This is a genomic window from Croceibacterium mercuriale (assembly GCF_000802385.1).
GTDB lineage: Bacteria > Pseudomonadota > Alphaproteobacteria > Sphingomonadales > Sphingomonadaceae > Croceibacterium > Croceibacterium mercuriale.
Window position 1 is genome coordinate 627,139 of the sequence record NZ_JTDN01000002.1, and the last position, 23,413, is coordinate 650,551.

General features: G+C 68.4%; 16 protein-coding genes. 10 read left to right on the top strand and 6 right to left on the bottom strand.

Annotated features, from left to right (window positions below):
- Positions 1 to 49 precede the first annotated feature (49 nt).
- The 3 genes from PK98_RS12605 to PK98_RS12615 all read left to right on the top strand — a co-directional run bounded on the left by PK98_RS12605 (position 50) and on the right by PK98_RS12615 (position 3,644).
- Positions 50 to 1,195, top strand: a complete 1,146-nt coding sequence (locus PK98_RS12605; RefSeq protein WP_039097210.1) for a cellulase family glycosylhydrolase — start codon at positions 50 to 52, stop codon at positions 1,193 to 1,195.
- Entirely contained in the window at positions 1,192 to 2,220 is a 1,029-nt protein-coding gene (locus tag PK98_RS12610; RefSeq protein WP_052208649.1) for a family 43 glycosylhydrolase, read from the top strand. Before PK98_RS12605 ends, PK98_RS12610 begins: the two co-directional genes overlap by 4 nt.
- Before the next feature lie 101 nt (positions 2,221 to 2,321).
- On the top strand, positions 2,322 to 3,644 hold the full coding sequence (locus PK98_RS12615) for a dicarboxylate/amino acid:cation symporter (protein WP_052208651.1): 1,323 nt from the start codon (positions 2,322 to 2,324) through the stop codon (positions 3,642 to 3,644).
- Between the two features lies 1 nt (position 3,645).
- On the opposite strand, the gene PK98_RS12620 is transcribed toward PK98_RS12615, so the two are convergent.
- From PK98_RS12620 to PK98_RS12630, 3 genes are read right to left on the bottom strand one after another with little or no spacing between them, the layout of a single operon-like run.
- Positions 3,646 to 5,172 (bottom strand): DHA2 family efflux MFS transporter permease subunit, encoded by a 1,527-nt coding sequence (locus tag PK98_RS12620; RefSeq protein WP_039097211.1) that lies wholly within the window; start codon positions 5,170 to 5,172, stop codon positions 3,646 to 3,648.
- Positions 5,173 to 5,180: 8 nt separating this feature from the next.
- Positions 5,181 to 6,317 carry an HlyD family efflux transporter periplasmic adaptor subunit gene (locus tag PK98_RS12625; RefSeq protein ID WP_039097212.1) on the bottom strand — a complete coding sequence of 379 codons (1,137 nt, stop codon included), beginning with the start codon at positions 6,315 to 6,317 and terminating at the stop codon, positions 5,181 to 5,183.
- Complete coding sequence (locus PK98_RS12630) at positions 6,310 to 7,776, bottom strand: efflux transporter outer membrane subunit (RefSeq protein ID WP_039097213.1); 1,467 nt, start codon at positions 7,774 to 7,776, stop codon at positions 6,310 to 6,312. The genes PK98_RS12625 and PK98_RS12630 overlap by 8 nt, the downstream gene beginning before the upstream one ends.
- 88 nt (positions 7,777 to 7,864) lie before the next feature.
- On the opposite strand from PK98_RS12630, the gene PK98_RS12635 reads away from it, so the two are divergent.
- Positions 7,865 to 8,503, top strand: coding sequence for a TetR/AcrR family transcriptional regulator (locus PK98_RS12635; RefSeq protein ID WP_052208805.1), 639 nt, complete (start codon positions 7,865 to 7,867; stop codon positions 8,501 to 8,503).
- A 4-nt stretch (positions 8,504 to 8,507) separates the two neighbouring features.
- Here the strand turns inward: PK98_RS12635 and galA are convergent, their stop codons facing one another.
- The 3 genes from galA to uxaC form a co-directional block, all read right to left on the bottom strand.
- Positions 8,508 to 10,988: a beta-galactosidase GalA gene (galA, locus tag PK98_RS12640; RefSeq protein ID WP_039097215.1), complete on the bottom strand. Its 2,481-nt coding sequence runs from the start codon at positions 10,986 to 10,988 to the stop codon at positions 8,508 to 8,510.
- Between the two features lie 71 nt (positions 10,989 to 11,059).
- Entirely contained in the window at positions 11,060 to 12,079 is a 1,020-nt protein-coding gene (locus PK98_RS12645; RefSeq protein ID WP_039097216.1) for a LacI family DNA-binding transcriptional regulator, read from the bottom strand.
- A 6-nt stretch (positions 12,080 to 12,085) separates the two neighbouring features.
- Positions 12,086 to 13,510 (bottom strand): glucuronate isomerase, encoded by a 1,425-nt coding sequence (uxaC, locus tag PK98_RS12650; protein WP_039097217.1) that lies wholly within the window; start codon positions 13,508 to 13,510, stop codon positions 12,086 to 12,088.
- 67 nt (positions 13,511 to 13,577) lie between these two features.
- On the opposite strand from uxaC, the gene PK98_RS12655 reads away from it, so the two are divergent.
- The 6 genes from PK98_RS12655 (at position 13,578) to PK98_RS12680 (ending at position 23,398) form a co-directional block, all read left to right on the top strand.
- Positions 13,578 to 15,083, top strand: a complete 1,506-nt coding sequence (locus PK98_RS12655; RefSeq protein ID WP_039097218.1) for a UxaA family hydrolase — start codon at positions 13,578 to 13,580, stop codon at positions 15,081 to 15,083.
- On the top strand, positions 15,080 to 16,528 hold the full coding sequence (locus PK98_RS12660; protein WP_039097219.1) for a mannitol dehydrogenase family protein: 1,449 nt from the start codon (positions 15,080 to 15,082) through the stop codon (positions 16,526 to 16,528). The genes PK98_RS12655 and PK98_RS12660 overlap by 4 nt, the downstream gene beginning before the upstream one ends.
- Positions 16,529 to 16,550: 22 nt before the next feature.
- Positions 16,551 to 17,861 carry an MFS transporter gene (locus PK98_RS12665; protein WP_052208653.1) on the top strand — a complete coding sequence of 437 codons (1,311 nt, stop codon included), beginning with the start codon at positions 16,551 to 16,553 and terminating at the stop codon, positions 17,859 to 17,861.
- 309 nt (positions 17,862 to 18,170) lie between these two features.
- Positions 18,171 to 21,869, top strand: coding sequence for a TonB-dependent receptor (locus PK98_RS12670; protein WP_081996227.1), 3,699 nt, complete (start codon positions 18,171 to 18,173; stop codon positions 21,867 to 21,869).
- A 90-nt stretch (positions 21,870 to 21,959) separates the two neighbouring features.
- Complete coding sequence (locus tag PK98_RS12675; RefSeq protein ID WP_039097220.1) at positions 21,960 to 22,412, top strand: tRNA (cytidine(34)-2'-O)-methyltransferase; 453 nt, start codon at positions 21,960 to 21,962, stop codon at positions 22,410 to 22,412.
- Between the two features lie 14 nt (positions 22,413 to 22,426).
- Entirely contained in the window at positions 22,427 to 23,398 is a 972-nt protein-coding gene (locus PK98_RS12680; protein WP_052208807.1) for a glycoside hydrolase family 43 protein, read from the top strand.
- Positions 23,399 to 23,413 lie beyond the last annotated feature (15 nt).

Consider the following 23,413-nt stretch of genomic DNA (forward strand, 5'->3'; position numbering starts at 1 on the left):
CTTGCGCGACCGGCCGCAGAGCCGGCGCGCCCACAGGAGAGAGTGACCCATGGCATTCAGACTGTTCCTTGCGCTGGCCGGATCGGCGCTGGCGCTCGCCACCGTGCCGGCCGAGGCACGCGACATCTGGTCCCCGACCGAGGCGCATGGCTGGTACGACCGGCAGCCCTGGCTGGTGGGCGCGAACTACAATCCGTCCACCGCGATCAACCAGTTCGAGATGTGGCAGGCCGACAGTTTCGATCCGCAACGGATCGACCAGGAGCTGGGCTGGGCGGAAAGCATCGGCATGAACACCATGCGCGTCTACCTGCACAACATGCTGTGGGAGGATGACGCCGAGGGGCTGAAGCAGCGGATGGACCAGTTCCTGACCATCGCGGCGCGGCACAATATCCGGCCCATGTTCGTGCTGTTCGACAGCTGCTGGGACCCGAACCCCGTATCCGGCCCGCAACGCCCGCCCATCCCCGGCGTGCACAATTCGGGCTGGATGCAGGCGCCCGGCGCCGCGCGGCTGGCCGACCGCTCGCGGCATGGCGAGCTGGAAGCATATGTGAAGGACATCGTCGGCCACTTCGCGAATGACGACCGCGTGCTCGCCTGGGACGTGTGGAACGAGCCCAACAATGGCGGCGGCGGCAATTACCCGGCGACCCCGAACAAGACGGAGATGGTCGCCGGCCTGCTGAACGATGTGTTCGAATGGGCCCGTTCGGCCGAACCGACGCAGCCGCTGACGTCGGGCCTGTGGATCGGGGAAAGCTGGGACAAGCGCAACACGCTGGATGCGGTGGAGCGGATCCAGGTCAGCGAATCCGACGTCAACAGCTTCCACGACTACAACTGGCCCGAACAGTTCGAGCGGCGCGCGAACCAGATGCTCAGCTATGGCCGACCGGTGCTGTGCACCGAATACATGGCACGCGGTAACGGATCGACCTTCGACGGATCGCTGCCGATCGGCAAGCGGATGAACATCGGCATGATCAACTGGGGCTTCGTCGACGGCAAGTCGCAGACCCGCCTGCCGTGGGATTCCTGGAAGAAGCCCTATACCTTCGACGAGCCGACCATCTGGTTCCACGAGGTGTTCCGCAATGACGGCACCCCCTATCGCCAGGCGGAGACGGACCTGATCCGCCAGCTGGCGCGCGAACCCAAGGTGACGCAGGCCGCGGATCGCAATCGTTGAGCGGGCTGCTGCGGACCTGGTCGGCCGGCCTGCTGCTGGCGCTGGGCAGCACGGTCGCCGCATCGGAGGAGGCGAGCTTCGCCGGCGCTGATCCCGCGGTGCTGGTGGTGGAGGACCAGGTCTGGCTTTATCCCACCGGCGGCGATGGTGCGCTGCATGCCTGGTCGCAGACGGGGGATGGCAGCTGGCGGCGGGGCCCCGCGCTGATCCGGCTGGCCGATATCGGCTGGATCCCGCCGGCGGAGAACCGGCAGCTCTGGGCCCCGCACATGAGCGCGGCCAATGGCCGCTACTACTTCTACTACTCGGTCGGCCCGCAGGAGCCGTATCCGGCCAAGATCGGCGTCGCCGTCTGCGACACGCCCGCCGGCCCCTGCATCGACAGCGGCCGCGCGCTGATCGACGGGGCGGATGCCACGCAGTTCGCCGGCCGCCCGGCCGGCAATTGCGCCGACGGCATGTCTCCCTCCGGCTCCGGCCAGTACCGGTTCGAGGCGATCGACCCGATGGTCTATGTCGACCCGGCTTCCGGCAAGCGGCTGCTCTATGCCGGCGGCAGCAACGGATCGACGCTGCGGGTGTTCGAGCTGGCGCCGGACATGGTCACGCTGGAGCGGGAGGTGGCGGTGGACCAGCCGCCCTGCTTCACCGAGGGCGCCTGGATGCACGACCGGGACGGCACCTACTACCTGTCCTACAGTTCGGGCCATTACGACCGGTCCGATTACTCCGTACGCTATGCCACGGCGCCCGGCCCGACCGGGCCGTGGACCTATCGCGGCACCATCCTGTCCAGCGGAGGCGGGTACAAGGGGCCCGGGCATCACAGCTTCTTCCGCGACCCCGATAATGGACAGATGATGATGGCCTATCACCGGTGGGAAGGACAGGCGGGCGACGGACCCTATCGCAATGCGGAGCGGCGGGTTGCGCTGGCACCGGTCGAGTACCGGGCCGACGGGACCATCCGGCCGATCGACCTGGGCCGGGAACCGGCCAGCACCGCCACGGTTTCTCGACCTTAGCGATAGACAATGTACAAGGCTGATCGGAAGGGTGCCATGCAACTGTTCACGACCAGCCCTATGCGCCGTCCGGCCATGAACCTGACCCCGGGCGCGTCCGCATGAGCGGCGCGGCGCCGGCGGCCGGCCCCGGCCGATCCTTCCGCCTGCCATCCTTCGGCGTGCAGGTCCTCGCCGGCCTGGTGCTGGGTGTCGTGCTGGGCTTCGTGGCGCGGGGCCTGGGCGAGACGAGCACGCTGGCCGAAGGCTTGCGGATGGTGGGGGCAATCTTCGTGCAGCTGCTGCGCGCCCTGGTGCCGCCGCTGGTGTTCACCGCCATCGTGGGTTCGATCGCCGCGCTGAAGGACTTGGCCGGCGCGGCGCGGCTGGTGGTGCAGACGCTGGTGTGGTTCGCGCTGACCGCGCTGATCGCGGTCACTATCGGCATCGCGCTGGGCATCTGGCTGGAACCGGGCCTGCGCGCCGGGATCGATCCGGCCACTGCCGGGACCCCGGTCACGACCGGCAGCTGGCTGGGTTTCCTGCAGGGTATCATCCCCGCCAACTTCCTGGGTCTGGGCGCCACGACCACGCTGGAGGACGGGGCACCCGTCACCGCCATCTCCTTCAACGTGCTGCAGCTGATCGTGATCGCCATCGCGGTGGGCGCGGCGGCGGTGCGGGTGGGGCCGGCGGGGGAGACCTTCCTGGCGTTCAACGCATCGGCCCTGGCGATCATGAAGCGGCTGCTGTTCTGGGTCATCCGCCTGACCCCCATCGGCACGGCGGGCCTGATCGGCGACGCCATTGCCCGCTATGGCTGGGATGCGCTGGGATCGCTGGGGCAGTTCACGCTGGCGGTCTATATCGGCCTGCTGCTGGTGATCGGGGTCGTCTATCCGGTGCTGCTGTGGCTGAATGGCCTGTCGCCCGTGCAGTTCTTCCGCAGCGCCTGGCCGGCGGTGCAGCTGGGCTTCGTGTCGCGCTCCTCCATCGGCACGTTGCCGGTCACGCAGGAAGTGGTGGAGCGCGGGCTGGGCGTACCCCCGGCCTATGCCGCCTTCGCCGTGCCGCTGGGCGCGACCACCAAGATGGATGGCTGCGCCGCGATCTATCCGGCGGTTGCCGCGATCTTCGTGGCGCAGTTCTACGGCGTCGCGCTGGATGCCGGCGACTACCTGCTGATCGTGCTGGTGTCGGTCCTCGGCTCCGCCGCGACCGCGGGCCTGACCGGCGCGGTGGTGATGCTGACGCTGACGCTGTCCACCCTGGGCCTGCCGCTGGAAGGGGTGGGCCTGCTGCTGGCGATCGACCCGGTCCTGGACATGGGGCGCACGGCGGTGAACGTCGCCGGGCAGGCACTGGTCCCGACCATCGTCGCCGAGCGGGCGGGCATGCTGGACAGGGCCACCTTCGGCAGCCCGGTGGTGGCCGCCACCAGCTGACCTAATGCGCGGCACCCGGCGGGGGCAGGCGTTTCGGACGCGGAGCCAGCCAGATGGCGCTGGCCGCGACCACGAAGATGATCGATCCCAGCAGGAACATGTGGGTGATCGCCAACGCGCTGCTTTCCTGCGTCACCAGCTGCTCCACCGCGGCGCGCACCTGATCTGGCGAAAAGCCGTTACCCTGCAGCGCCTGCACGGTCGTATCCTCGTTCAGCCGCCCGACCATCTCGCTGCGCGCGACGGAGATGTTGTTGGCGAACAGGGTGGTGGAGAGGGATGTGCCGATCGCCCCGCCCATGGTCCGCAGGAAGCTCATCAGCCCGGCGGCCGACGCGGTTTCCTCCTGCTGCACGGCGGCCAGTGCGATGGTGGTCAGCGGGATGAAGAAGAACGGCATGCCGAAACCCTGCACCATCTGCGGAAACGCCAGCGACCAGAAATCCGCCCCGCTGGTCCAGTGCACGCGCAGCAGCGACGACAGGCCGAGCCACAGGATGCCGAAGCACACCAGCGCCCGCGGATCGTACCGCTTCATCAGCCGCGGGACGATCGGCGACATGATCACCGCGCCCATGCCGGTGAAGGCGGTGGCGTAGCCGGCATAGGTGGAGGTGTAGCCCAGGCTGCCCTGCAGCCATTGCGGGATCAGCACCACCGTGGCGAAGAACGTCGCAAAGGCGAAGGACAGCGTGCCCACCGCCACCACGTAGCCGCGATGACGGAACACGCGCAGATCCACGATCGGGTGTTCCTCCGTCAGCTCCCAGGCGATGAACAGCGCCCCGCCGACCAGCGCGACCAGTGCCAGGACGATGATCGTCGGATCCTCGAACCAGTCATGCTCCCGCCCGATATCCAGCATGATCTGCAGCGCGCCGATCCACACCACCAGCAGCACCAGGCCAACGGTGTCGATGCCCAGCTTCTGCTTCAGCGTCTCTGCCGGGACCAGCAGGCGCAGCGCGCCGAAGATGCACAGCAGCGCGATCGGCACGTTGATGAAGAAGATCCAGTGCCACGACCAGCTGTCGCTGATGCTGCCGCCCAGGATCGGACCCAGGATCGGCGCGGTCACCGTGGTCATGGCCCACAGGCCCATCGCCGCGCCGTGTTTCTCCCGCGGGAAGATGCGCAGCAGCATGGTCTGTGTCAGCGGCATCAGCGGTCCGCCGCACAGGCCCTGGCCGATGCGCGCGGCGACGATCATGGTCAGGCTGGTCGACAGCCCGCACAGGACGGAGAAGATGCCGAAGCCGATCATCCCGACGATAAAGGTCCGCACCGTGCCGAACCGCCCGGCCAGCCAGCCGGTCAGCGGCACGCAGATCGCCTCCGCCACGGCGTAGGAGGTGATGACCCAGGTCCCTTGCGTGGTCGACACGCCCAGCGACCCGGCGATATGCCCGACGCTGACATTGGCGATGGTGGTGTCCAGCACCACCATGAAGTTGGTCAGGCCCAGCAGCAGCCCGGCCAGCAGCAGCCTGGGACCGGTGAAGGGCGTGAACGTGTCGTCGCGGGCCATGGTTGCGCCTACCGGCCCGAAACGTCGATCTCGGCCGTCATCGACAGGCCGACGCGCAACGGATGGGCGGCAAGTTCACGCGGATCGAGCGCGACGCGCACCGGCAGGCGCTGCACCACCTTGATCCAGTTGCCGGTCGCGTTCTGCGCCGGGATCAGCGCAAAGGCGGAACCGGTCCCGCCGGAGAAGCCGACCACGCGGCCGTGATATTCCACGTCCCCGCCATACAGGTCCGACGTGAGCACCACCGGCTGGCCGGGCCTCACGCGGGCGAGCTGCCCTTCCTTGAAGTTGGCATCGACGTAGACCTGTCCGACCGGGACGATGCGCATGATCGTGGCGCCCGGCGCGATCCGCTGCCCCAGCTGGATCGTGCGGCTGGCGACGACGCCATCGATCGGTGCGCGGATCACCGTCCGGTCCAGATCGAGCCGTGCCTGCCGCACGCGGGCCTCGGCCGCCAGCACGTCGGGCGCGGTATTGGCATCCGCACCCTGGACCAGTGCCTGGTTGGCGGCCAGGTTGCCGGCGGCGGCACCCTGCTGCGAGGTCGCCTGGGTCACCGCAGCGCGCGCCTGCGCCAGTCCCGCACGGGCCGCAGCCAGCGCGTTGGTGGCGGCGGTGATCTCGTCGCCGGAAACCGCGCCATTGGCCGACAGCGCCTGCCGCCGGTCGAAATCGACCTGCGCCTTCTGGAACAGGGCCTGCGCGCTTTGCAGCTGCGCCCGTGCACCCGCCACATCGGCGCCGCGCGCCTGCACCTGCGCCGACAGGGCGGTGCTGGTGGCGGAAGTCTGGCCGAACTGGCGACGCGCCTTGGCGAGATCGGCCTCGGCCGCGGCCAGCGCGATGCGGGCGTCGCTGTCATCCAGCCGCACGAGCACGTCACCGCGCTTCACCGCCTGCGTGTCGGATGCCGACACCGCCACCACCTGTCCCGCCACCATGGGCGTGATCTGCGCGGTCTCCGCCCCGACATAGGCGTTGTCGGTCTCGACATAATGGCTGCCGACCAGCGCGTACCACAGGCCATAGCCCGCGCCCGCCAGCAGCACGATCGCGGCGATGGCGCCCAGGGCCTTCCGGCGCTTGCCGGTGCGCGCCGAGGTGTCGGCGGGGAGGTCGGCAGCAGGGGCATCAGCCATGGATCGGATCCTTGTCGATGGGGGCAGCGGCGGCCGTGGCGGGGAAACCGCCACCCAGCGCGCGCACGAGAGCGATGTCGAGGGTGAAGGCTCGCGCCTGCAGATCGGCGACGATCCGCTGCGCCTGCAATGCACGGTCCTGTGCGGTCAGCACGTCCACGAAGCGGGACAATCCGCCTTCGTAGCGCTGGCGCGCGATGTCATAGGCGGCGGTGGCATCCTGCAGTGCCTCCTGCTGTTCCCGCAGGCGCACAGCCAGCGCGCGCTGGCTGACCACCGCATCGGCGACGGCCTGATAGGCGCCGGTCACCGTGCGGTCGTAATCGGCCACGGCCAGGTCATAGCTGCCGCGCGCCACGCGGTATTGCCCCTGCAACTGCCCGCCACGGAAGATCGGCAGGCTGACCGCCGGGCCGGCGCTGCCGAAGGTCGATCCCCCGCGCAGCAGATTGTCGAGGCCGAACGACTGGAAGCCCAGCACGGCCGACAGGCTGAGTGACGGGTAGAAATCGGCCCGCGCCACCTTCACGCGGGCGGCCTCCGCCTCCACCCGGGCCAGCGCGGCGAGCACGTCCGGGCGGCGGGCGATCAGGTCGGTGGTCACGCCGGCGGGCAGGCCGCGCGGGGCGATCGCCACCGCAGGCTCCGCGATGGCGAGACCACGATCCGGCCCCTGGCCCAGCAGCGCGGCCAGCCGGTTGCGGGTCAGCGCGATCTGCTCGTCCGTGGCGGCGATCTCCGCCCGCGCCGCCGGCACGGCCGATTGCGCCTGCTTCAGTTCGGCCTGCGTATCCAGCCCCGCCGTCACGCGATCGGCGGTGAGCCGCTCGGTCTGCTCGCGGATCTCCAGCGCGGTGACCTCCACCGCACGGGCGGCGAACAGGCGCGACAGGTCGGCATAGGCATTGGCGATCGTGGTCGACAGCGTCAGGCTGGCTTGCGCCCCGTCCAGCCGCGCGGCCGCCGCATCGGAGCGGGCCGCGGCATAGCCGGCCCGGTTGCGGCCCCACAGGTCGAGATCGAAGCCCAGATCGGCGGAGACGCGCCCGGTATCGTTCCAGCCGCGCGGCACGAAGGCGGCGGGAATGCCGTTATTGTAGCTCTGCTTCGTGGCGGCGATGCTGCCGTTCAGGTCCACGCTGGGCAGGCGCGCGGCGCCGGCCTGCTGGGCGTAGCCTTCCGCCTGCCGCACCCGGGCCGCCGCTGCCGCGACGTCGGGCGATCCGGCCAGCCCTTCGGCGATCAGCGTATCCAGCTGCGGATCGCCGTAGCCGCGCCACCAGTCCAGCTGGGGCCACGGGGTGCCGGCTGTGTCCGCAAGGGTCTGGCCGGCGGCGTAGGCCTGCGCGGGGGCGACCTGCGGCACCGGGTCGAGGTTCGGCACGGTCGCGCAGGCGGACAGCAGCAGCGCGGCGAGCGGCGCCGCGCGCCGAACGGATCGAAAATCGGGAAGCATCATGAGATTGGCCGTACTATGTGGTACAGTTCGTCAGATGATGCTGCGGCGCACACTTGTCAACCCGGAAATGTACCGTATAGTACACCTGGTGAGCGATGTAGAGAAACAGGTACCTGATCAGGCACTTACGCCCCGCCAGCAGGAGCGGCGCGCGGCGATCGTGGCGGCGGCGCGGCAATCCTTCCTGGCAAAGGGCTATGCCGCTACATCCATGTCCGGCCTGCTGAAGACGCTCGGCGGGTCGAAGGCGACGCTGTGGAGCTACTTCCGGTCCAAGGAGGAGCTGTTCGCGGCGGTGATCGAGGATGTGACCGCATCCTTCCGCCAGCAGATCGAGACCGACCTGCTGAACCCGGGCGATCTGGAACAGACGCTGGTCGCGTTCTGCCGCAGCTTCATGGCACGGATGACGCATCCTGACGGGGTCGCCACCTGGCGGCTGGTGATGGCGGAAAGCAGCCGCTTCCCTGAGGTGGGCCTGATCTTCTACCGCGAGGCGGCCAGCCAGGTGGAACGGAGACTGGCCGGTTACCTGCAGCAGCAGATCGATGCCGGGCGTCTGCGCGATGAAGGCGCGCTGGACATGGCGCGGCTGCTGATGGGCATGCACAAGGCGGGGCTGCACCGCCGGCTATGGGGCGTGGAGCCCGCCGACGGCGCCGATGCGGATGCGGATGCGCGCAGGTTCGTCGGCTACTTCCTGCGCCTGTTCGCCGTGCCAGGCTGATACGTCAGGCCGGGCCGACCACCAGCGTCACCTCGCCCGCCTGCAGCCCGTCCGCCTCGGCCCGCACCACCACGGTGCCCGGGCGGTTGCCGACCCGCACGATCGCCTGGCACAAGCCGTTGAAGGCGTGCCGCTCGCTTGCCACGTCCGCCTCCACGCTGGTCGGGTTGCCGTTGCCGACGCCGATCACCTGACCGCGACCCTGCACGATGAAGCGCACCAGATTGCCGGCATCGGGCACCGGGCGACCGCGCCGATCCAGGATCTCGGCCCGCAGCACCGCCACGTCGTCGCCCGTGGCAGTCAGCCGGCGGCGGTCCGCGGTCAGTTCCACCCGATAGGCCGCATCGGCCGTTTCCACGATGTCGCGCGCGGTGCGCAGCTTGCCGTCCATGCCGCGCGCCTCCAGCTTGCCGGGCTCGTACGGCACCTGCCAGGCCAGATGCCCATCCACCGGCATCGGCTTGCGCCCGAGGGAGTCGCCATTGAGGAACAGCTCCACCTCCGGCGTATTGCCGTGCACCCACACCTCGATGTTCTCGCCCTCGCGCCCCGGCCAGTTCCAGTGCGGCAGCACGTGGACCAGCGGCTCGGCCGGGCGCCACCATGCGCGGTAGTAATAGAAATTGTCCTTGGGGAAGCCGCAGGTGTCGGTCACCCCGAAATAGCTGGAGATGCTGGGGAACCTGGGGAAGGGTGTCGGCTCCCCGCGATAGTCGAACCCGGTCCAGATGAAGCCGCCGGCGATCCACGGCCGGGTCGCGCCGATCCGCCACCAGGCCTCCGCCGTGCTGGCCCACCAGGGATGCTCGGTATCATAGGCGCGCAGCACCTGCCGTTCGGGATCGTTGGCATAGGCGCCGCGGGTGGCGACGGTGCTGCCCGTCTCGCTGCCATAGACCGGCACGTCCGGGTGGGCGGCATGGAATGCGTCCATCTGGTCCGTGCGGTAGTTGAAGCCGACCACGTCGACCACGGTGGCCACGCCCTTGTCCCAGCTATTGTCCAGCGCGAAGGTGCTGGGGCGGGTCGCGTCCAGCCCGCGCACGCGGTCCTGCATGGCGGCCGTGATGCGCGCGCCGCGCTGCGTACCCTGATGCGGCTCTTCGTTACCCAGCGACCAGGCGATCACGCACGGATGGTTGCGGTCGCGCCGCATGATCCGCTCCAGCTCGTCCATGGCGACGGGATCGCTGCTGTTGCGGCGCGCCTCCACGATCATCATCATGCCCATCTGGTCGGCGGCATCCAGCAGGGCGGCGGCCGGCGGATTGTGCGCGCTGCGCCAGGCGTTGCAGCCCATTTCCTGCATCTGCGCGATGCGCCAGCGGTGCAGCGCATCGGGGATGCCGGTGCCGACGCCCGCATGATCCTGGTGGTTGCACACGCCCAGCAGCTTGGCCGGCTGTCCGTTCAGCAGCAGGCCGCGCGCCGCATCGAAGCGGATGTGGCGCACGCCGAACGGCGTCTCGTATCGATCCACCACCGCATCGCCCACGCGAACCTCGCTGACGAGACGGTACAGGGCGGGGTCGGCGGGCGACCACAGGCGCGGGGCGGGCAGCACCGCATCGGCCTCCACGCTGATCGTGTCGCCGGCCGGAATGGTGAGCGTCTGGTCCGGCAGTCGCACCGCCTCCCGCCCGTCAGGCCCGGCGACATGCTGGCGCAGCACGCCGGTCGCATCCTCCCCACCGGCATTGCGCACCTCCAGCGTGGCGGTGACGCGCGCGCCGGCAGGCTCGGTCACGCTGCGCACGTAGCTGCCCCATTGCGGCACGTGGACGGGTGCCGCGCGCACCAGGTCCACATGGCGGTAGATGCCCGCCCCTTCGTAGAACCAGCCTTCGCCCAGCGTCGCATCGACCCGCACGGTCAGCACGTTGGGTCCGCCGTCATAATCCAGGAAATCGCCGATGGAGACGCCGAACGGGGCATAACCGCTCTCGTTGGTGCCCACGACGTAGCCGTTCACGAAGATCGTCGCGTCGCGGAACACGCCGTCGAACTCGAGCCACACCGCCCGGTCGCGGTCACTTGCCTCGATCGGCAGGGCAATGCGGTACCAGCCGATAGAGTTTGCGGGATGCGCCCGGCCGATCGCCTTGAAGCCATGGGCGGCCACGGCATCGGCGGTGTTCTCCGGCGCAGGCTCCGCCGGCGGCGCGAAGGGCAGCTCCACCGCCCAGTCATGCGGCACGCGCACCTGTCGCCAGTCACTGTCGTCGAAGCCTGGCTGCGCCGCATCGGCGGTTGCCGCGCCAGCCTTGGCAAAGGTGCGCTGGTTGCGGCCCCAGCCGAAATCGGCCTCCATGTCAGCGGCATGGCCCAGATGGAACCGCCATTCGGCCAGCCGTGTCACGGAACGGGGATTGGCCGGTGCCCGGCGGGTCTGCGCCGCCGCACGAGTCGGCAGGCCGGCAAATGGCAGCACCGCACCGGCCACCATACCCGCAGCCATCAGGTTCCGTCGGCCGATCCTCATGCGCTTTGTTCCCGTCCGCTAATTGTCAGATCACGGCTAGTAGCTTGGCCATGGCAGCGCCAGTGCTCTCGTCAGACTGGCGCCGGCCCCGTGGAATTGCCGATCACCAGCTCCAGCGCAATGTGATCCTGCACCGGGGCGGCGGGCGTCTGGCCGATATGCGCCAGCAGGCAGCGCGTGGCGCGGCCGGCGATCATGCGCATCGGACGGCGCACCGTGGTCAGCGCCGGGCTGACCATGGCGGCGACATCCGTGCCGTCGAACCCGGCGACCGACAGCTGCGCCGGAACCGCCAGCCCGCGCTGCTCCGCCGCCTTCAGCACGCCGGCGGCCATCAGGTCGTTGCAGGCGAAGATGGCGCTGGGCGGAGCGTTGCCATCCAGCAGCCGCGCGGCGGCCGCCATGCCGGAGGCGAAGCCGTAATCGCCCTCCACGATCATCTCCGGCCGCAGCACGATGCCGCTGTCCGCCAGCCCGCGGGTGAAGCCGGCAGCGCGTTCCTGCGAGGATGCGCGGCCTGCCGGCCCGGTGACCAGCGCGATGCGCCGATGGCCCAGGGCCGCCAGATGCGTGCCCACCGCGGCGCTGGCCTGCGCATCGTCGGCCACCAGCACCGTGGGGTATCCTGCCAGTTGCCGGCTGGCGAGCGCCACCGCCGGCACGCCCAGCCGCGCCAGGGCGGCGGGCAGGCCGGGTACCTCCGATACGGGCGACAGCACGATCAGCCCGTCGACGCGCGACCGGCGGGCAAAACCGGTCAGCTGCTGCACGATGTCCGGGTCCGCCACACGGGCCGGGCGCACCAGCAGTTCGTGCCCGCTATCGCTGCACACCTCCGCGATGCCGCGCTGGATGGCGCCCAGCACATGGGCGTTCTCGTCCCCCTGGATAACCGCGATCAGCTGCGACCGCCCGCTGGCCAGCGCCTGCGCCCGGGCGCTGGGGGTGAAGCCGAGGCTGGCGATCACCTGCTCGATCGCGTCGCGCGTCGCCGCGCCCACCTTGGGGGAGCGGTTGATGACGCGCGACACCGTGCGCACAGACACGCCCGCCGCCGCCGCCACATCGACAATGGTGGGCGCGCTGCTCATGCAGGATCAGTCCAGCGGATCGTCCAGGCGGTAGGCGCGCCGGACCAGCCCGTTGGTCAGCTCCTGCGCCAGCTCGGCCGCCTCCCAGTCCTCCAGCCGGTGTTCCGCCACCAGCCGCGCCAGGAAGGCGCAGTCGACCCGACGGGCGACATCGTGCCGCGCGGGGATCGACAGGAAGGCGCGCGTATCGTCGTTGAAGCCGACCGTGTTGTAGAAGCCGGCGGTCTCCGTCGTCATCTCGCGGAAACGGCGCATCCCCTCGGGGCTGTCATGGAACCACCAGGACGGACCCAGCTTCAGGCACGGATAATGCCCGGCCAGCGGCGCCAGCTCGCGGGCATAGGTGCTCTCGTCCAGGGTGAACAGGATGATGGACAGGGTGGTGCTGGTGCCGAACCGGTCCAGCAGCGGCTTCAGCGCGGCGACATAGTCGGTGCGGGTCGGGATGTCCGCGCCCTTGTCGCGCCCGTGGCTGGCGAACAGGCCGCCATTGTGATTGCGGAACGCACCCGGATGGATCTGCATCACCATGCCGTCCTCCGCGCTCATGCCGGCCATCTCGGTCAGCATCTGCGCCCGGAACAGCTCGGCATCGGCGGCGGTCCAGCTGTCGCCGCAGACCTTCAGGAACAGCGCCTCGGCTTCCGCCGGAGACAGGTTGGCGGTCTGCGCGGTGGGGAAACCATGGTCGGTGGCGGTGGCGCCGATGGCGCGGAAGTCGGCGCGACGCTTGCGATGCGCGGCCAGGTAGCCCTGCCAGCTCCAGACGTCCTCGCCCGTCAGTTCGGCAAAGCGCGCCATGGCCGGACGGAACGCCTCGTGCTCCACATCGATCACGCCATCGGGGCGGTAGGTGGACACGACGCGGCCGTTCCAGCCCGATGCGCTGATTGCCTCGTGATGCGCCAGGCTTTCATGCGCGCCTTCGGTGGTGGCCAGGAATTCGATGCCGAACCGGTCGAACAGCGCACGCGGGCGGAACGCCTCGGTCGCCAGCTGTTCGGTGATGGTGTCGTAATACAGGTCGGCGCTGTCCGCCTCCAGCGCGACATCCATGCCGAACACGGTGGCAAAGGCATGGTCCAGCCACATGCGCGACGGGGTGCCGCGGAACAGATGGTAATGCTGTGCGAACAGCCGCCATGCCGCCCGCGGGTCGGCCGCCGGTGCCACGCCATGCGCAGGTACGCCCAGCGATTCGAGCGCGATGCCCTGCGAATAGAGCATACGATACAGATAGTGGTCCGGCGCCAGCAGCAGCTCCGTGGCATTGGTCCAGTTGGCGTTGGTGGCGAACCAGGCCGGATCGGTGTGCCCGTGCGGGCTGACGATCGGCAGGTCGGCAATGCCGGCATAAAGCTGGCGCGCAATGGCGCGGGTATCGGGATCGGCAGGGAGCAGGCGATCTTCGTGCAACACCAATGGACGCATGTTTTCCTCACAAAATGGCGGTCTGGCGACTTGTGCCAACGTTGGCACAAATGATACCACGCTGCAAATGAGCGTTATCGACCAGATTGACCTTGCTGCGGTGCAGATCGACGAACGCGACAATGTCGCGATCGCGCTGCGCGCGATCCCTGCCGGCGAAGTGGTGGAGGTGGCCGGCCGGCGCATCACCCTTCGCGATCCGATCGAACAGGGGCACAAGCTGGCGCTGGTGGCGCTGGCGCCCGGCGACCAGGTCCTGCGCTATGGCTGGCCGATCGGCAGCGCGACGCAGGGCATCGAGCCCGGTGCGCATGTCCACAGCCACAACGTACACACCAACCTGTCGGGTGAGGAGCCGTACCGCTACGACCCGGTGCAGTTCCCGCTGCCGCCAGTGGCGGAGGATCGCTGGCGCTTTGCCGGGTACCAGCGCGCCGATGGCAGCGTGGGCACACGCAACCAGATCTGGGTGATCCCGACCGTCGGCTGCGTCGGCCGCACTTCGCAGCGGCTGGCGGCGGAGGCGAACAGGCGTCATGGCAATAGCACCGATGGCGTGCTGGCCTTCGCCCACCCGTTTGGCTGCTCGCAGCTTGGCGACGATCTGGACGGCACCGCGCGGATCCTGGCGGCGCTGGCCTGCCACCCCAATGCCGGCGGCGTGCTGCTGCTGGGCCTGGGGTGCGAGGAGAACCAGCTGAGTGCGCTGATCGAGCGTATTCCCGAACCCTACCGCGCCCGGATGCGGACGCTGGGCGCGCAGTTCAGCCTGGACGAGATGGGCGAGGGTGCCGAGGCGATCGACGCGCTGGTGGAGCAGGCCGCGGCCGACCGGCGCACCGAGGTCGGGCTGTCCGCGCTGCGGCTGGGTCTGAAGTGCGGCGGGTCCGACGGGTTCAGCGGGCTGACCGCCAATCCCCTGATCGGCCGCGCCGCCGATGCGGTGGTCTCCGCCGGCGGCACCGCGCTGCTGACGGAGATCCCCGAAGTGTTCGGTGCCGAGCGCCTGCTGATGGCCCGCGCGCGCGACGAAGCCACGTTCCATTCGCTGGTGGAGCTGGTGAACGGCTTCAAGGCGTATTTCCTGTCGCATGGGGAGCCGATCAGCGAGAATCCCAGCCCCGGCAATGTCGCGGGCGGCATCACCACGCTGGAGGAGAAATCGCTCGGCGCGGTGCAGAAGGGCGGCCGTGCGGCGGTGGTCGACGTGCTGCGTTATGGCGAGCGGCTGCGGCGCACCGGCCTCACCATCCTGGAGGCGCCGGGCAACGATGCCGTGTCCACCACCGCGCTGGCTGCGGCGGGCGCCACGCTGACGCTGTTCTCCACCGGCCGCGGCACCCCGCTGGGCAGCCCGGTGCCGACCATGAAGCTGGCGACCAATCACGGTCTCGCCGCCCGCAAGCCCGACTGGATCGACTTCGATGCCGGGTCGGTGCTGGATGACGGGCTGGATGCCACGGCCGAGGCGCTGCTGGACCGGATCTGTGCGGTCGCCAGCGGCGAACCGGCCCGCAACGAAGTACATGAGGAGCGCGATATTGCCATCTGGAAGAGGGGCGTGACCCTGTGAGCGAACCCACCCGTCTGTCGCGCGCCACCCTGGCGCAGCGCGCGCCCGGCATCGCCGCGCCCGTCTACCAGCTGGAGAGGCGCACCCCCGGCATCGTCCATTTCGGCCCCGGCGCGTTCCACCGCGCGCACCAGGCAGCCTATGCCGACGCCGTGCTGGACAGCGATCCGCGCTGGTCGATCAGCGAGGTCGCGCTCAATTCCACCGGCACCGCCGACGCGCTGCAGCCGCAGGACGGGCTGTATGTGCTGGCGCTGCTGTCGGAAACGCCGGAATACCGCATCATCGGCTCCATCGCGGAGCTGCTGACAGCGCGCGGGCAGGGCGAGCTGATCCTGCAGCGCCTGGCTGCCCCGACCACGCAGCTGGTGACTTCCACGGTGACGGAGAAAGGCTACTGCCTGTCACCCGATGGCGGGCTGGACATGAATCATCCCGGCATCGCGGCGGAGCTGGCGGGCGGTGCGCCGACCACCTTCATCGGCTGGCTGGTGGCTGGCCTTGCCCGGCGCAAGGCGGAAGCCGGCGGGCCGCTGACAGTGCTGTCGTGCGACAATCTGGCGCATAATGGCGCGCGGCTCGGCCGTGCGGTGCGCGAATATGCCGAGGCGACGGATGCCGATCTGGCCGCATGGATCGCGGACAATGTCAGCTTTCCGTCCTCCATGGTGGACTCGATCACGCCCGCCACGACCGATGCCGTGCGCGATCAGGTGGCTGCGGCGACCGGGTTGCAGGATGCCTGGCCGATCCAGCGCGAACGCTTCACGCAGTGGGTGATCGAAGACGATTTCCGCGGTGCGCGTCCCCCGTTCGAGACCGCCGGCGTGCAGTTCGTACGCGATGTCGCCCCGTTCGAGGAGGCGAAGCTGCGGCTGCTGAACGGCCCGCATTCCACGCTGGCCTATCTCGGCCTGCTGCTGGGGCACGAGACCGTGGCCGACGCGATGCGCGACCCCGATCTCAGCGCCTTCGTGGCGCGCATGATGCACGAGGATATCGCCCCGACACTGCGTACGCTGGAAGGCATGGAGCTGGCCGACTATGCCGACAGCGTGCTGGACCGGTTCCGCAATCCGGCGATCCGCCACCTGCTGTCGCAGATCGCGTGGGACGGATCGCAGAAGCTGCCCTTCCGCATCCTGGGCACGGTGCTCGACCGGCGCCGCGCCGGGCTGCCGACCGGGCGGCTGGCCGTGCCGCTGGCGGCCTGGTTCCGCTTCCTGGCGCTGCCGCGTGGCGATGGCGACAAGCTGGTCGATCCGCTGGGCGACCAGCTCGCTCCCCTCGCGGCTGCCGGCGACGTCGATGCTCTGCTGGCCGTGGAGGCGGTGTTCCCGCGCGAGCTGGCCGCTGATGCGGAGTTCGTGGCGGCGCTGAAACAGGCGCATGCGGCGATGAGCAACCGGAATGCCACCGCCAGCATGCTGAAAACAGCGTTGTGACGGGTCACGGGAGAGGACACGCGTGAACACGATCGAACAGGGGGCGGCACACGGCCGGCGCTATCGCTGGGTGATCGTCGGCCTGCTGCTGGCGGCGACGATCATCAACTATGTCGACCGGCAGATGATCGGCCTGCTGAAGCCGACCCTGCAGGAGGAGTTCGGCTGGAGCGAAGGCGATTACGCCAACATCGTGCTGTGGTTCCAGGCGGCATACGCGATCGGTTACCTGGGGTTCGGCGCCACGATCGACCGGATCGGCGCCAAGGCCGGTTATGCCTTCGCCTTCGTGATCTGGACCGCGGCGCATATCGCGCATGGCCTGGTCAGCACGGTGGCAGGCTTCTCTGCCGTGCGCTTCGCGCTGGGCATCGGTGAATCCGGCAACTTCCCCGCCGGGCTGAAGGCAGTGGCGCAGTGGTTCCCGCCCAAGGAGCGCGCCTTTGCCACCGGCATCTTCAACGCCGGATCCAATGTCGGCGCGATCATTACCCCGCTGCTCGTCCCGATCCTGACCATCGCCTATGGCTGGCAATGGACCTTCATCATCACCGGTGCGGTCAGCCTGGTCTGGCTGGTCGCCTGGCTGGTGCTGTACCGCAATCCGCCCGTAGACCAGTCCGCCTATGTCGCGCCGCCCGCGCCGGCGGACAATGCGATCGAGGCGCCCGCCATCGCCGCCGCTGCCGCCACCACGCCGGTCGGCGCTCCGCCGAAGATCGGCTGGCTGGCAGTGCTGCGCATGCGCGAGACCTGGGCCTTTGCCAGCGCCAAGTTCCTGACGGATCCGATCTGGTGGCTGTTCCTGTTCTGGCTGCCCGACTTCTTCAATCGCCGCCACGGGCTGGAACTGGCGCAGTTCGGCCCGCCGCTGGTGGCGATCTATCTGGTTGCCGATATCGGCAGCGTGGCCGGAGGGTGGAGCAGCATGCGCATGATGCGTGGCGGCATGAGCCAGAACAAGGCGCGCAAGCTGACCATGCTGCTGTGCGGGCTGTTCGTGGTGCCGATCATCTTTGCGCAATATGTCGACAGCCTGTGGGGCGCCGTGGCGCTGATCGCGCTGGCTGCCGCCGGGCATCAGGCCTGGTCCGCGAACCTGCTGACGCTGCCATCGGATACCATCCCGCAGAACGGGATCGGCAGTGCCATCGGCATCGGCGGTGCGGCCGGCGCGATCGGCGGCATGTTCATGGCGCAGTTCACCGGCTGGGTGCTGGACACGACCGGCAGCTACTGGCCGGTGTTCCTGGTCGCGGGCACGGTGTACCTGCTGGCGCTGGGCGTGATCCAGCTGCTGGTGCCCCGCATTCCGGATCGCTCCGCCGCCTGACGGACGCCTGTCGTACGAACTCCTGCGCCCGCCGGCATCCGTGCCGGCAGGCGTTTTCATGTGTCCGGCGGGCAACTGACTCCCACATGGCGAATAAGCGTTTCATATTTTCATAGGCAGGGCGGTTTTTGTTTGTCATACAAACGAACAAGAAGACTCGAGTGGGGAGTGACAGCGGTTCGATAGCGGTGCGTGGGGCACCACTTCGGACCAGCGCGACGGCAGGTCGGCCGTCATTCCCAGGTATAACGCAGAACAACTGCTCCGGCCGGTCATCGGTCGGCATAATCGCATCAGGGGAGAGAGTGCATGCGTGGAGTGGAATTGCGGCGCGTGGCGCAGGTGACGGCATCGTGGGCGGTGCTGGGGCTGGCGCTGGCATCGGGCAGCGGACAGGCACTGGCCCAGGCGGCACCCGGTACGGAAGCCGGTGCCCCGGTCATCACCGGCAGTTCGCGGCAGGATGTGGATCCCGCTCCTGACACGGTAGCTGATGCTACCCCTGGCGACGAGATCATCGTCAGCGGCGCCCGCGAAAGCCAGCAGAGCGCCAACGCCCGCAAGCGGAACGCCCGCACCGCGACAGATTCCCTGGTGGCGGACGACATCGGCTCCTTTCCCGACCGCAACGTGAACGAGGCGATCAGCCGCATTCCCGGCGTGGCGCTGGACCGCAACGAATTCGGCGAAGGCGCCGGAATCGCCATTCGTGGCAACGGCCCTGACCTGACCCGCGTGGAGCTGGACGGCGTCGGCGTGCAGAGCACCACCGGACTGGCACTGGGCGCCCCGCGCGGCGCCGACTTGCGTGAATTGCCGGCGGAGTTGGTCAAGAGCATCGACGTGGTCAAAGGCTCCACCGCCGACATGACCGAAGGGTCGATCGGCGGCACCGTGCAGATCAAGACCCGCTCCGGCCTGGATTTCGACGATTTCTTCATCACCGCACGCGCCGGCGTGACGCAGAACTCGCTGGGCAAGGACTGGACGCCGGATTTCAGCGGCGTCGTGGCGGACAAGTTCTTTGATGACCGGTTCGGCGTCATCCTGTCCGGCACCTATTCCAAGATCCAGAACAACGGCCACAATTTCGAGAACGTCCAGTCGGGCAACCAGGGCTATGCCCGTGTCTACGACTTCGACCAGTCGCCGGAAAAGACCTTCGAGTACAATCTCGACACGCTGGGCACCGATGCGGCCGATGTCCGCTTCGCCAACAGCACCTTCACGCCGCGCACGCTGCTGGAAACCATGATTGCCGCCGGTTCGAAGGATGCCTGCCTGACCGCGCTGCCCTTCCTGGCAACCTCGGCCAGCGCCGCCTTGAAGAACCAGCGCAATCTGGAGCAGCGGTCCTGCCTCAACCAGTGGGCGGACGAGACACCGTCGCTGATCCGCCAGTTTGTGAACACCCAGACGGAGGAACGCTATTCGATCGACGGGCGTATCGATTTCGAGATCACGCCGGACTGGACCGTGTTCGCGAAGGGCACGATCGCCAATCGTACGGCCGACGACCAGCAGCGCACCCGCAATCTCGTCAATCTCTTCAGCGAGAATGTCGGTGGTACGTTCAACGTCAACACGGCGACGAACCCCGGACGGCGCACGGTATCTCCGTTCGCACCCGAGGGTTATTTCCTGTTCGACCCGCTATACTCGCCGCGCACCTTCCAGGGCACAGGCACGCCCACCCCGCCCCTGGCGCAGGTGACCGGCGTGGTGCTGAATGCGCGACCGGACAGCATTGTCGTGGACGATCTGCACAATGTCACCGGCTTCACGCTGACAAACAATTCGGTCGGCATCGACCAGATCGACAACACGATCACCAACAAGTCCGATTACGTCCAGGCAGGTACCAACTATTACGGCGAGACGTGGGAGGTCGAGGCGTTCGTCGGCATGACCAACGCGTCCAGCAGCCGGTTCGACAAGCGGTTCTCCCGGTCGTACCAGTATGGCGATGCCACATTGGCACTGCAGGAAAACGGCCTGTGGGACATCCAGCTGCCGGACAATTTCGACGACACGAACCCTGCCAATTTCGTGCAGCTGAACCCGGTGCCGTGCGTCAACAATTCGACCGTCGCGCCGCCCAACTGTATCGCACAGACCGCGGTTGCTGCTGGTGAGTTCAACCCGGCAACCCCCGCCTACACCCAGGCGCAACTGCCGCTCGTCACGCCCAGTTTCGGCCTGCAATATTCCCCGCGTGCGGGTGAGGCGTCGGAGAAAATCGCCAAGCTGGACGTATCGTACAAGGTGAATGACGAGATACCGTTCTTCACCCGCTTCAAGGCCGGCGCGATGTACCGCCGGAACGACACGCAATCGTGGGGCAATGGGGGCTATACGGTGGCCAGTGCGGTGGGCACCTTCGGACAGGCCGGCTATATCCCGGCAGTCGTGGTGCCGCGGGCGATCGTTCGCGGTAGCCTGCGTGCATGCCAGCCGACAGCGACCAGCACAGTCGGGTGCAATTACGGCTTCGTGCCCAGCACCAACCCGGCCTTTGGCCGCGAAGGTGTCGATACGCTGACGCCGGATCAGTTGCGCCAGCTGTTCATGGATACACTGGAAGAGTCGGATTCGGATTACTTCGGCGATCTGCCAAACCGCGGCAACCTGCCTGGCAACTGGCAGGGCATCAAGGTAGCCGAGCTGTTCGAACAGCTGGGCAACAACCAGTTCATGAACTTCGACTGCCTGAGGGAATGCACCGGTAGCGACGGGCAGGTCTATGCCCAGCCGACCACCCTGACGCAGGAGACGATCAAGAACGTCTATGCCATGTTCGACTTCGAACTGGATCAGCTGCCGCTGGGTCTGGTGCTGAACGGCAACGTCGGTATCCGCGGGGTCATGCGCGACGTGAAGGGCACCGGCTTCCAGACGCTGCAGTCCATCACCATCACGCCCAGCTACAACCCAGCTGTTCCGAACGCACCAGGCGGCACCGTCACCCGCAGTTTTTCCCAGAACACCACGCTGACCGGCAAGACCAACAACTGGCTGCCCAGCTTCAACGTAAACCTGTGGGCGTTCGACGAGACGGTGGTGCTACGCGCTTACGGTGCGAAGACGGTGGCCCTGCCCAGCCCGGGCCTGCTGGTCGCAAGCGGCAACTGCATCATCGACCAGCGTGACGTGCTGGACGGCGATGGCGAGCTGGGCTGCACCGGCCGGGTCGGCAACCCCAATCTCAGCCCGTTCGAAGCGTGGAGCTACAATGCCAGCCTGGAATGGTACCCGAATTCGGATACCCTGCTGTCGGCGACTTTCGGTCGGCTGGATGTGACCACAGGACGGCCGATCAACGTGACTTCGACCCTCCGCCCGTTCGCCGGCAGCACCCAGATCGATCCGGGCACCGGCCTGCCGCTGTCGGACTTCACATTCACCATCCCGACCTATGCCGATGGTCCGGGTTATTCGCGCGACGTGCTGGAGTTCCAGGCCAAGACTGCCTTCACCTTCCTGCCGTGGTTCCTGCGTTATACCGGCGCGGATGCGAACATCTCGATCCTGTCGACGGCCGTCACCAGCGGCCAGCAGGACCCGCTGTCGGGCGACATCATGGGGGTGCCGGGCGAGTCCAAGTACACCACCAACGTCTCGCTGTGGTATGATGACCGCAAGCTGCAGCTGCGCGTCACCTACCAGGACCGGACCGAGGCCTTCCAGTGCATCACCCCGTGCGGCGGCACGGCCAATGCGTTCAACTATCCGGGTGAGCAGTGGACCAATGTCCGCCTGGCGGGGCCCGGCTACAATCCCGGCCGGCCGTTCTTCCGGAACGGCACGACCTTCATCGATGCCAAGATCGCCTACAACTTCAACGAGCGGTTCCAGATCTATGCGGAGGCTCGCAACCTGACGCGGGAAGCGCAGATCGAAGGCTCCGGCGAGTATGACCGCTTCGCCGACGGGACGGAGCGGGTGTACAAGCTGCGCTACGGCGGCCGTCGCCTGATGGGCGGTGTGCGCTTCACCTTTGGCAGCTGATCGCCAGCTGATCGCGTGAACCAGGGGGCGCCTTCCGGCAGCGGAGGGCGCCCCTTCCTTATCGGCCATCACCCCGTTACCGGAACGCCCATGCGCATCGCCCTGTTCGAACCGGAGATTGCCGGCAATGTCGGCGCCGTGCTGCGCCTGTGTGCCTGCATGGGCGCGGGCGTGGACCTGATCGAGCCGCTGGGCTTCCAGTGGAACGATCGCCGTGTGCGCCGCACCGCGATGGATTACATCGACCACGTGGCGGTGACGCGCCATGCCGACTTCGCCGCCTTCCGCGCGACGATCGGGCCTGCACGCCTGGTGCTGTTCACCACCAGGGCCGCGCACTCGGCCTACGAATTCACCTATCGCGCCGATGACGTGCTGCTGTTCGGCAAGGAAAGCGCCGGGGTGCCTGCCGCGATCGCGGATGCCTGCGATGCGCGGGTGCGCATACCCATGCGGCCGCAGGTGCGGTCCATGAATCTCGCCACCTCCGCCGCGCTGGCGCTGGGCGAGGGGCTGCGCCAGACTGCCACCCTGCCCCAGTGACCGAAGGATATGCCATGATCACCCTGTCCCGCCGCGCGGCCGCCGCCGGCCTGCTCGGCACCGCCATGCTGGCGGGCGCCGGCTGCGCCCATGCGCCGCGCGTCGCTGCGCCGGGTGACGGCTTCGTGTTCAGCTATTTCACCGGGGGCCGGGGCGAGGCGGCGGGGCTGCGGCTGGCGACCAGCCCCGACGGGCTGACCTGGCGGCCGGTGCGCGATGGCGCGGTGCTGCTGGTGCCGGAGGTCGGCGAGAGCAAGCTGATGCGCGACCCGTTCCTGCTGCGCGGGCCGGACGCGGGCGATCCGTGGCACCTGCTGTGGACCACCGCGTGGGAGGGGGTGACGCTGGGGCACGCGACCAGCCACGACCTCCTCACCTGGTCACCGCAGGCCGCGATCCCGGTGATGGCGGGCGTGCCCGGCATGCGCAATGTCTGGGCGCCGGAGATGATCTGGGATGCGGTTGGCCAGCAGTTCGTGCTGTTCTGGTCCAGCACCGTGACAGGCCGCTTTCCGGAAACGGCGGGCACATCCGAAGATGCCTACAACCACCGGCTGTATTACGCGACCACGCGCGACTTCCGGCAGATGTCTGCCCCGCAGGTGCTGCTCGATCCGGGCTTCAGCGTCATCGATGGCACCTTTGTCGAGCATCCGACGCTGGGCCTGCACCTGATCGTCAAGGACGAGACCCTGGTGCCCGAGAAGAAGCATCTGCGCATCGCCCGCGCGCAATCACCGACCGGCCCGTTCGGCGAACTGTCGCCGCCATTCTCGCCCGGCTGGGTGGAAGGGCCGACGACGGTGCAGGTCGGCGAGTGGACCTACGTCATATACGACCGGTATCGCGAAGGCAGCTGGGGCGCGGCCCGCTCGCGCGATCTGGTGCAGTGGGAGGATGCCGGCGCTGCCATCACCATGCCGCCGGGCGCCCGTCACGGCACGATCGTGCCGGCCCCCGCCGCGCTGATCGCGGGGCTCGGCTGACACTTCGCAAAATGG

Coding starts and splice junctions, on each gene's coding strand:
- PK98_RS12645 (WP_039097216.1), bottom strand. CDS start 12,079: ATGAGCAGCGCGCCCACCATTGTCGATGTGGCGGCGGCGGCGGGCGTG.
- uxaC (WP_039097217.1), bottom strand. CDS start 13,510: ATGCGTCCATTGGTGTTGCACGAAGATCGCCTGCTCCCTGCCGATCCC.
- PK98_RS12655 (WP_039097218.1), top strand. CDS start 13,578: ATGAGCGTTATCGACCAGATTGACCTTGCTGCGGTGCAGATCGACGAA.
- PK98_RS12625 (WP_039097212.1), bottom strand. CDS start 6,317: ATGGCTGATGCCCCTGCTGCCGACCTCCCCGCCGACACCTCGGCGCGC.
- PK98_RS12670 (WP_081996227.1), top strand. CDS start 18,171: ATGCGTGGAGTGGAATTGCGGCGCGTGGCGCAGGTGACGGCATCGTGG.
- PK98_RS12605 (WP_039097210.1), top strand. CDS start 50: ATGGCATTCAGACTGTTCCTTGCGCTGGCCGGATCGGCGCTGGCGCTC.
- PK98_RS12680 (WP_052208807.1), top strand. CDS start 22,427: ATGATCACCCTGTCCCGCCGCGCGGCCGCCGCCGGCCTGCTCGGCACC.
- PK98_RS12620 (WP_039097211.1), bottom strand. CDS start 5,172: ATGGCCCGCGACGACACGTTCACGCCCTTCACCGGTCCCAGGCTGCTG.
- PK98_RS12615 (WP_052208651.1), top strand. CDS start 2,322: ATGAGCGGCGCGGCGCCGGCGGCCGGCCCCGGCCGATCCTTCCGCCTG.
- PK98_RS12630 (WP_039097213.1), bottom strand. CDS start 7,776: ATGATGCTTCCCGATTTTCGATCCGTTCGGCGCGCGGCGCCGCTCGCC.
- galA (WP_039097215.1), bottom strand. CDS start 10,988: ATGAGGATCGGCCGACGGAACCTGATGGCTGCGGGTATGGTGGCCGGT.
- PK98_RS12675 (WP_039097220.1), top strand. CDS start 21,960: ATGCGCATCGCCCTGTTCGAACCGGAGATTGCCGGCAATGTCGGCGCC.